Genomic DNA, 8,869 nt, shown 5'->3' with positions numbered 1-8,869 from the left:
CCCGGCCCAGCCCGACGGCGCGGGCGCCGAGCGCCAGGGCCTTCGCGGCCCTGGCGCCCTCCCACATCCGGCCCGAGGCCAGCAGGCAGTGCGACCTGGACGGCGGCCCCAGCCGGCGCAGGCACTCGCCCAGCGGCAGGCCCACCTGGTCGAGGAAGCTGCTGGGCGCCCAGCCGCTGCCGCCCTCGGCGCCGTCCACGGTCACCGAGTCCGCGCCGCTCGCCCAGGCCACGACCGCCGCCTCGTGGATGTCGCGCCCGGGTGGGAGCTTCACCCAGATCCGCGCGCGCGGATAGTTGTTGCGCATGAACCGGATCTGCTGGCGCAGGATCTCCGCCGTGAACGTGCCCGGGCTGCTGGACCGCAGTACCCGGTCGTCCTCGCCCTGCCCGTCGGCGAAGACGCTCTCGTCGGTGCTGTACCGATCCGCCAGCTGCGCCGCCACCGAGCGCTTCAGCACCGTCATCCCGCCGAGCCCGGGCTTGGCGCCCTGCCCCACCTTGAGTTCGAAGGCCAGGCGGCCGGACTCCAGCAGCGCCTTCGCGGCCGGGGCGCTGTAGATCTGGTTCCACACCTCGGCGTCCGCGTCCTCGGTGCTCTGCTGGAACGCCAACCCGCCCATGTCGTCCGGGAGTTCCTGCTCGTAGGCGCGCAGCCGGGCGAGCATGCTGTCGCCGGTGTCGGCGGAGGCGTCGGCGGAACCGCTGCCGGAGGCGCCGGCGAAGCCGTTGGTCGGCACCACGTTCTCGCCGATGACCAGCGGGATGCCCAGGCGTCCGGCCTGGCGGCTGGCCGCCAGGCCCAGTCCGGAGGAGGCGACCTGGGTGGAGCCGAAGGCCGACACGTACACCGGCAGCGCCGAGCGGAACCCGCCGATGTCGGTGGCGAGTTCGACGTCGCCGTAGAGCGGTTCGCGGGCCAGGTCGGTGAGCTTCTCCAGCCGCTGGGGCACGAAGACCGGCGGGACCAGGCGCATCGCGTCCAGCGCGTCCCCGCCGCGGGGCGCCGCCGTCCGCGGCTCGCCGCCCGTGCCGCCGGCGCCGAACAGCGTCAGGCCGTAGCCGTCCGTCGAGGGGAACGCGCGGGCGGCGCCCTCCCTGGCCCGGGACCGGATCGCGGCCTCCGGGAACCCCGGGGCGCTCAGCACCCCACTCACGGCGAGACCACCCCGGGGACCTTCGGGAACGGGGTGGCCTGCCAGACCGCGTCCAGCCCGGCGACGTAGCGGGTGAGCCGCTCGATGCCGATCCCGAAGCCGGCGCTGCCCGGGATGCCCTCGCGGACCATCTTCAGGTACCACTCGTACTTGGCCGGGTTCTCGCCGCTCTCCCGCATCCGGGCGATGATCCGCGCGTAGTCGAACTCCCGCTCGCTGCCGCTGATCAGTTCGCCGAAGCCCTCGGGGGCGATGAGGTCGAAGTTGCGCAGGACCTCCGGGCGCTGCGGGTCCTCGCGGTCGTAGAAGCCGCGTGAGCCCTTGGGGTAGTCGACGATGAAGAACGGCGCGTCGGACTTGTGCGAGAGCAGGCCCTCGCCCTGCCAGTCGATCTCGGCGTCGTGGTTCTGCTCGTGGCCCAGCCGCGCCAGCTCGGCCATCGCCTCGCCGTGGCTGATCCGCTCGAAGGGGGTGTCGCGGGTGAGCAGCGGGGTGAAGGCGTCCGCGTCGCGGCCGAGGGCGTCCAGGTCGTCGCCCAGCGTCCGCACCACGCGCTCGACCGCCGCGGTCACGATGGACTGCGCCACCCCCATCGCGTCCTGCTGGGTGGCGCCGGCGATCTCCACGTCGAACTGGTGGAACTCCGCCAGGTGGCGGCCGATGTTCGCGGTCTCCAGGGGTTCGAGCCGGACGTTCGGCGCGACGTAGAACACCTTGTCGAAGGCGAGCAGCGACGCCTGCTTGTAGAGGATCGCGCTGGTCATCAGCTTGTAGCGGTGGCCGTAGAAGTCGACGTCCACCTGCTTGGCGCCCCGGCCGCCCGGGTCCGTCACCGGTCCGATGATCGGCGGCAGCAGCTCCACGAACCCCTCGCCGAGGAGTAGTTCGCGGCCCGCCTGGACGATCTGGTTCTGGATCCGCAGCACGGACCGGGTCACGGGGTTCTTGAGGTGGTCCGGCAGTACACCGGGCCGTGCAGACTCGAACTCGCTGGTCAAGGGGTCTCTTCCTTCGGTTCTCTGGTCCTGCGGTCTCTGGTTCTGCGGTTGTGGCAGGGGGTTCAGCCGGGGAGCCCGGGGAGCCGGTCCAGCGTGGTGGCGGCGCGCTCGTCGAACGACCGCGCCACGTGGGACAGGGCCCGGAGCAGGTCCGAGGCGCTCATCGAGCGGTCGCCGGCGGATCGCCCGGACGGCCGGACGGGCAGGGCGCCGGTGTGCGACCAGCGCAGCCGCCCGTCGGACTCGATGTAGCTCCTGGCCCGCCCGGCGTTGTCCGGGTGCAGGCAGTACGGGACGTCCAGCAGTCCCCGGGCGAACGCCTCCACCAGGGCGGCGCCCACGTCCGTGTTCAGGCCGAGGACGGTGTCCACGAGCGCGGTCGCCTCGTCCAGGACCTCGCTGCCCGCCCCGGTGTCGGCCGGCGCCGATCCGCCCGCGTTCTGTGCGGCCAGCGCCGCGATCTCCAGGGCCTCGACGTTCTCCCGGACGGTGGGGATGCGGTGCGCCTCGGCCGCCGTCTTGACGATGAGCCGCTCCGCCCCGGTGCGGACCGCCAGCTCGGCGGCCTGCTCCAGCAGCAGCAGGGCACCGGAGCGGGTGCCGGGGTAGACCCCCATGTAGTTGTAGATCACGATGTGGCGGTCGACGTCCGGCAGCAGCGCGTCGGCGAGCCGGCGCAGGGCCAGCACCGCCTCCCGGTCCTGCTCGGCGTTGGTCTGCTGCGCGTAGCTCAGCGAGATGCTGCGCAGTCCGTGCTGGCGGAAGAACACGCCTTCCAGGACGCTGATCGCCACCAGCAGGCTGGGCGGGCAGAGCTGGCCGAGCATGCAGCCGCCGAAGGTCTCGACGTGCGGTTCGACCTCGCCGTCGCGGGCCCGGACCATCAGCTCGCAGGACCGTTCCCAGTTCCGCACCGCCTCGCGCAGCGGCAGGCGGCCGTACGGCAGGCAGTAGGAGACCGGGCCGCCTTCGGTGGTGTCGAGCCCCGCTTCCAGCGAGGCGGCGATGATGCCGTAGGGGCTGGCCGAGCCGTGCCGCACCTGGACCGGGAAGTCGCGCTCGCGCACGCCCTCCAGCACCCCCCGGTTGGTCGCCGGGGGATGGGTCCTGATCGGGTACCCGTTGAGGTCGCCGCCGCCGTCGACGGCCCGCCGGGCGTCGGCGAGCTTGCCGAGCCGGGTGTAGCTGTCGAGGGTGATCGTGCCGACCGTGGTGGCGTTGGCCGCCTTGACGGCGACCAGCCCCTCCCGCATGGCCAGCGGGTCGCCGAAGCCCATCCGCGGCTGCACCACCAGGTTGCCCCGGGCGTGCGACCGTCGGACGAAGTCGGCGAACGCGTTGGCCGGCGCGTCGTTCATGGCGTGGGGGCGGCGCGGAGCTCCTCCAGGACGCGGCCGGTCCGCCCCGCCTTCACGGCGCCGAGGGCGGAGACGTACCGCTCGAACTCCGGCAGTCCGGCCGACTCGTGGAAGACCGCGGAGAACCCGGCGTCCAGCAGCCGGCGCGTCATGGACTCGCCGCCCCCGCCGCCCGCCCCGGCCCGCAGCTGCCGGCCGGTGCCGAGCTTCCCGCCGATGACGATCGGCGTGTCGGCGAGCTCCGGGACGGCGCGCAGCTCCGCGACGGCGGACAGTCCGTCGCTCTCGCCGTGGCCGTTGACGCTGCTGAGCACGATGAGGTCGGGGGCCTCGCGCCGGCACTCCGCCGCCAGTTCCGCGCCCGGCAGGCACGGGCCGAGGTTGCGCACCCGGTGTCCCCAGTCCTCCAGTTGGAGCTGGAGGAAGACGAGGTTCCAGGTGTGGGAGTCCGACTCGGTGCCGCTGACGATCACGTCGAGGGTGGCGTCGGTGCTCACCGCCGGCTCCTCTCGCTCGGGTCGAGGGCGGCGATCCTGGAGGGCAGGGTCTTCCAGACCTCCGGGGTGTAGAAGTGCCCGCCGGGAAGGACGTCGTGGCGGTACTCGCCCAGGGCCAGCGCGCGCCACTGCTCGCCCGCGTTGGCCTCGATGACGTCGTCGTCGGCGCCCGAGAGCATCTGCACCGGCATGCTGACGGTGGCGCCCTCGGTGTACCGGAAGGTGTCCCGGACCCGGATGTCGGCGCGCATCAACTCGACGGCCATCTCCTGGAGTTCGGGGTCCTCCAGGACGTGCGCCGGCATCAGCCCGTGGGTCTTCATCCAGAGCAGCAGGCCGTCGTCGTCGTCCTGCTGGGACGGGAACATGTCGCGGGGCGTCAGCCCGCGGGCGGGCGCGTTGGCCGAGGAGACGACCAGGTTCAGCGGCAGCGGCCCGCCGCTGCTCTCGATCCGCGCGGCGACGTCGAAGGCCATCCAGCCGCCCATGCTGTGCCCGAAGAGCACGTACGGGCCGTCGACGGCGGAGAGCACGGCCGCGGTGGCGTCCTGGGCCAGCTCCTCCCAGTCGGTGGCGAAGTCCTCCAGGAACCTGCCCTCCCGGCCCGGGTAGCAGATCGCCGACAGGGCGATGTCGGCCGGGACGGCGTCGCCCCACAGGTGGTAGGAGGCCGTCCCGCCGCCACAGAAGCCCAGGCAGATCAGCGTCAGCGCGGCTCCCTCCGGGCGCCGGATGCTGATGACGGTGGTGTCCTGTGCGGTGTTCACTTGCCCTCCGTCCGACGGGACTCCACGAAGGCCGCCAGCCCGCGCAGTTCGGGGTGCTGGTAGACCTCCTTCGTGGACACGGTGATGCCGAACTGCTTCTTCAGCCGGCCGATGACGCGCAGCGCGATGAGCGAGTGGCCGCCCAGCGAGAAGAAGTTGTCGGTGGGACTGATCCGCGGCCGGCCGAGCACCTCGGACCACACGCCGGCGATCAGGGTCTCGAACTCGCCCTGCGGCTCGTCCCCGGCCTCCTGTCCGCCGTCGGCCCACAGGGCCTCGTCCACGGCGGGCAGGGCCCGGTGGTCCACCTTGCCGTTCACGCTCAGCGGCATGGCCTCCAGCGTGACGAAGGCCGACGGGACCATGAACGACGGCAGCAGGCCGCCCAGGTGCTCCTGGAGCTCCCGGGTGTGCGGGGCGCTCCCGCCCTCCGGGACGACGTACCCGACCAGCTGGTCGCCGGCGGTCGCGGTGCCGTGCAGGACGACGGCGGCGGTCCTGACCCCCGGGTGCGCGGCGAGCGCGGCCTCGATCTCGCCCAGTTCCACCCGGTAGCCGCGGATCTTGATCTGCCGGTCGACCCGGCCGAGGTAGTCGATGGCGCCGTCCGGGCGCAGCCGCACCCGGTCGCCGGTGCGGTACATCCGGCGGCCGGTTCCGGTCGGGTCGGCGACGAACCGCTGCGCGGTCAGCGCGGGCCGGCCGACGTAGCCGGTGGTCACGGAGGGCCCGGCCAGGTAGAGCTCCCCCGGCTCGCCGACGGGCGCGGCGCGCAGGTGCTCGTCGAGCACGTGGGCGGTGAACCCGGGCAGCGGGAGGCCGATGTGCGGGCCCTCGCCGGTGATCCAGCCCGCGGTGGCGTCCACCGTGCACTCGGTGGGGCCGTACAGGTTGATCGCCTCGACCGTCCCGGCGGCGCGGGCCTCGCCCAGCTCCCGCCAGACCTCGGCCGGCACCGGCTCGCCGCCCATGAACAGCCGCAGCACGCGGCCGTCGGCGGTGGGGGCGAGGAGGGCCTCGCGCAGCACCTCCCAGTGCGAGGGCGTCAGGTCCAGGTCGTCGACGGCGTGCTCGTCGAGCAGGGCGCGCAGCACGGCCGGGTCGGTGCGCTCGTTCTCGCCGATCACCACGATGCTGTCGCCCCGGCAGATCCGGGCCCACTGCTGGACGGAGGCGTCGAAGGAGATGCTCGCGTTCCAGGCCACCACGCGCGGCCGGTCGGCGTAGAAGCCGGCGTCCTCGAGGTCCGCGGCGAGCGCGGCCACGCCGCCCCGGGTGGCCTCGACGCCCTTGGGCGTCCCGGTCGAGCCGGAGGTGAAGATCACGTACGCCGGGTCGGCCGCGGCGGCCTGTGCCGCCGGCGTGTCCGCGGTCGGCGCGGCGAGGGCGTCCGCGAGGGTGAGGACGTCGACTCCGGCGGGCCAGGCGGGACCGTTGCCGGGCTCCGCCAGGACGGTCCGCAGGCCGGCGCTCGTCACCATGTGGGTGAGGCGCTCCTGCGGGTAGGCCGGGTCCAGCGGCACGTAGGCGCCGCCGATCCGCCACACGGCGAGCAGGGCGACGACGAGGTCCGCGCCGCGGTGCATGCTGACGCCCACCCGGGCGCCGCGGCCGAGCCCGAGCTCGGCCAGCCGCCCGGCCAACTGCCGTACGTCCTGGTCGAGTTCGGCGAAGGTCAGGGTGCGGTCGGTCCCGCGTACGGCCATCCGGTCCGGGGTCGATTCGACCGCCCGCCGGAAGCGGACCATCGGGTCGACGGGTGCGGTCCTGGCCGCCGGGGCCAGGGGCTCCTCGGTGATGCTCACGCGGCACCGCCGGTCTCCGCCGAGGCCGCCACGGTGGGCCGGCAGTCGTCGAGCTCGACGGGGTTGCCCATCGCGACGACGATCTTCCGGTCGCCCCGGAACGGGTCGCGGCCGTGCGCCGTGAGCACGTTGTCGACGAGCATGACGTCGCCCGGCTGCCAGGCCTGACGCACCGTGGCCTCGGCGTAGGCGGTGTTGATGAGCTCGAGCTCGTCCCGGGTCAGGGACTTCCCGTCGGCCACGCCGGTTTCGAACGGCAGGCCGTCCGCGCCGAATTCGTCCAGGAGCGTCTCGCGGAGTTCCTCGTCCAATGACCAGGAATTCCAGAAGGCCATGTGGTTGAACCAGACCTCCTCATCGGTGGCCGGGTGCCGGACGATACCGGGCCGCCGCTGCACCGTTTTCAGATTTCCCTCGCCGTCCCAGCGGCAGGAGATCAGGTTCTCCGCGCAGTACTGCTCGACGTCCTCGCGGCGCTCGGTCGCGAATGCCTTTTCCCAGCTCACGGAGATGTGTTCGGAGTAGCTCCGGTGCAGGGTCCAGCCGTGGGAGCGAATGCGCTCGACCAGGGGGGCGGGCAGGTGCCGCAGGACCTCCCGGCAATCCGCCACCGGCGTCGCCCCGCCTTCCTCGGGGGCGATGAGGCAGGCGAACATCAGGAGCCCGGGGAAAGTCAGGGTGTAGCTGTTCTCGTTGTGCATCCGGATCGACTGGGCCGGCGGCAGGTCGGTGGACGAGTAGACGTCGTTGCCGAAGCTGCTGCGCGGCGTCGCCTTCTCCCGGTAGGGCGTCCGCTGCGGGATGAGGACGTCCCGGACGAGCGCGAAGTCCTCGACGGAGGCGACCGGGAGGCCGCGCAGGTACAGCGCGCCGTACCTTTGAAGCGCGGTACGGAGGTCGGGCAGGATCGCGTTCAGCCACGCGCAGGCCGCTTCGGCGCCTTCGAATCGAGGGACGACCAGGGTCGCCGGCTTGCCCTCCTCGAGGGTCCATTCCAGTTCTTGTGGCGCGGTGCTTGCAGAAGACATGACTCGATGCACCTTCCTCATGACGGAGCGCCACGGCGTGGTTCCGTGGTCGCCCCGGGGCAAGTTGAATCGTGATCAGAACCTCTGACCCGAGAACACGGTCATCGACCCGCGGGGGGTCGTCGTGCCGGGTCGCCAGGGAATTCGCGCGGCCCGGTTCAAGGGCCGACATCAGGACGGTTCGGCGGGGTGTCGCTGTTTTCCGCCACCGGCGGCAGTGAATGGGCAGCCCAAGAGGCCGGCTCCGCAACGCCCGAAAAGGCGTCGACGAGCCGCTACCCGGGACCGTCAGGCCACCCCTGGCCGCACGTGCGGACTACCGGTACCGTAGCTCCGACCGGAGAACGTCGGGCTGCCGTCCGGCACACCCGCACACCGATCCATTCCCCCCTCCCGAGTGCTCACATTCAGGTGCGGCGGAATCGCGCACCCGGTGTCGTTCCCCCGAGCTGCCGAGGCGGGTGCAGTACTCCCCCATCGCCTCGCATTGACCGTGCACCGCCAATCAGATCACACCAATGCGCCGCCGTGGAAGAAGTAGCAGAGGCAAGTTCGGAATCTTTAATGTCGCATTCACGTCACCGACAGTGACGATTCCCTTACCGTATGGGGCAATTCCCGTGCTGAGGGCGACGGGACGCCGCCGTCGCCCGTCCGGCAACGGCGGCAACACCGGTACCAGAAGCCGGAGTTCCGCTTCCGGAACAGCGGCGCCCGGGCCGCCCTCCGGAGCGGGCGCGCTCGGGCCCGCTCCGGAGCAGGCGCGCTCGGATCCGTCCTCCGGAACAGCGGCCGGCCCGGGCCCGTCCCTCCCGGCCGGCGCGCTCAGGCCCGCCCGAGGACGCGGTCGACGGCGATCTCGATGACCACCCGGTCCGGGTTGACCCGCGGCTCGCGGTAGCGCTCGGCGTACCGGCGCTCCGCCTCGGCGACCTGCTCGGGCTCCTCCCGGACGACCGCCACGCCCTCCAGGGTCGACCAGCGGGCCCCGGCCACCTGGCAGACCGCGACGCGCAGGCCCTCCGGCCCGGCCACGGCGACGTTGCGGGCCTTGCGGCTGGTGCGGCTGGTGATCACCCGGGCGGTCCCCGTCTCCGGCTGGTACGTCACACCGACCGGCACCACGTGCGGCGTGCCGTCCGGGCGGGTGGTGGTCAGCGTGGAGATGTGCCGTTCCCGCCAGAAGGCGAGGAAGGATTCGTCGAGGTCGCGCGGGTCGTGGGCCATGCCCGCGATCGTACGGCCCCCGGGGAACCGTCG

Annotated in this window: 8 protein-coding genes; all 8 read right to left on the bottom strand. The window is 72.8% G+C overall.

Annotated elements, in window-relative coordinates:
• The coding region (locus tag ACFU7Z_RS30040) for a glutamate synthase-related protein (protein ID WP_380780933.1) at window positions 1-1,156 on the bottom strand (1,156 nt) is incomplete at its 3' end.
• Entirely contained in the window at window positions 1,153-2,154 is a 1,002-nt protein-coding gene (locus ACFU7Z_RS30035; RefSeq protein ID WP_380780931.1) for an asparagine synthetase A, read from the bottom strand. The genes ACFU7Z_RS30035 and ACFU7Z_RS30040, both read right to left, overlap by 4 nt.
• A 62-nt stretch (window positions 2,155-2,216) precedes the next feature.
• On the bottom strand, window positions 2,217-3,512 hold the full coding sequence (locus ACFU7Z_RS30030; RefSeq protein ID WP_380780929.1) for a methylaspartate mutase: 1,296 nt from the start codon (window positions 3,510-3,512) through the stop codon (window positions 2,217-2,219).
• A complete protein-coding gene (locus ACFU7Z_RS30025) occupies window positions 3,509-4,009 on the bottom strand; it encodes a cobalamin B12-binding domain-containing protein (protein WP_380744725.1) in 501 nt (166 codons plus the stop codon). Before ACFU7Z_RS30025 ends, ACFU7Z_RS30030 begins: the two co-directional genes overlap by 4 nt.
• On the bottom strand, window positions 4,006-4,776 hold the full coding sequence (locus ACFU7Z_RS30020; RefSeq protein WP_074005723.1) for a thioesterase II family protein: 771 nt from the start codon (window positions 4,774-4,776) through the stop codon (window positions 4,006-4,008). The genes ACFU7Z_RS30025 and ACFU7Z_RS30020 overlap by 4 nt, the downstream gene beginning before the upstream one ends.
• Entirely contained in the window at window positions 4,773-6,581 is a 1,809-nt protein-coding gene (locus ACFU7Z_RS30015) for an amino acid adenylation domain-containing protein (RefSeq protein WP_380780927.1), read from the bottom strand. The genes ACFU7Z_RS30020 and ACFU7Z_RS30015 overlap by 4 nt, the downstream gene beginning before the upstream one ends.
• Entirely contained in the window at window positions 6,578-7,609 is a 1,032-nt protein-coding gene (locus tag ACFU7Z_RS30010) for a TauD/TfdA family dioxygenase (protein ID WP_380780925.1), read from the bottom strand. Before ACFU7Z_RS30010 ends, ACFU7Z_RS30015 begins: the two co-directional genes overlap by 4 nt.
• 825 nt (window positions 7,610-8,434) lie before the next feature.
• Entirely contained in the window at window positions 8,435-8,836 is a 402-nt protein-coding gene (locus tag ACFU7Z_RS30005) for a pyridoxamine 5'-phosphate oxidase family protein (protein ID WP_380780923.1), read from the bottom strand.
• Between the last annotated feature and the right edge of the window lie 33 nt (window positions 8,837-8,869).

It is taken from the genome of Kitasatospora sp. NPDC057518 (assembly GCF_042802075.1).
Classification (GTDB): domain Bacteria; phylum Actinomycetota; class Actinomycetes; order Streptomycetales; family Streptomycetaceae; genus Kitasatospora.
This window is presented reverse-complemented; position numbering and strand designations above follow the sequence as displayed.

Coding starts and splice junctions, on each gene's coding strand:
- ACFU7Z_RS30010 (WP_380780925.1), bottom strand. CDS start 7,609: ATGTCTTCTGCAAGCACCGCGCCACAAGAACTGGAATGGACCCTCGAG.
- ACFU7Z_RS30005 (WP_380780923.1), bottom strand. CDS start 8,836: ATGGCCCACGACCCGCGCGACCTCGACGAATCCTTCCTCGCCTTCTGG.
- ACFU7Z_RS30030 (WP_380780929.1), bottom strand. CDS start 3,512: ATGAACGACGCGCCGGCCAACGCGTTCGCCGACTTCGTCCGACGGTCG.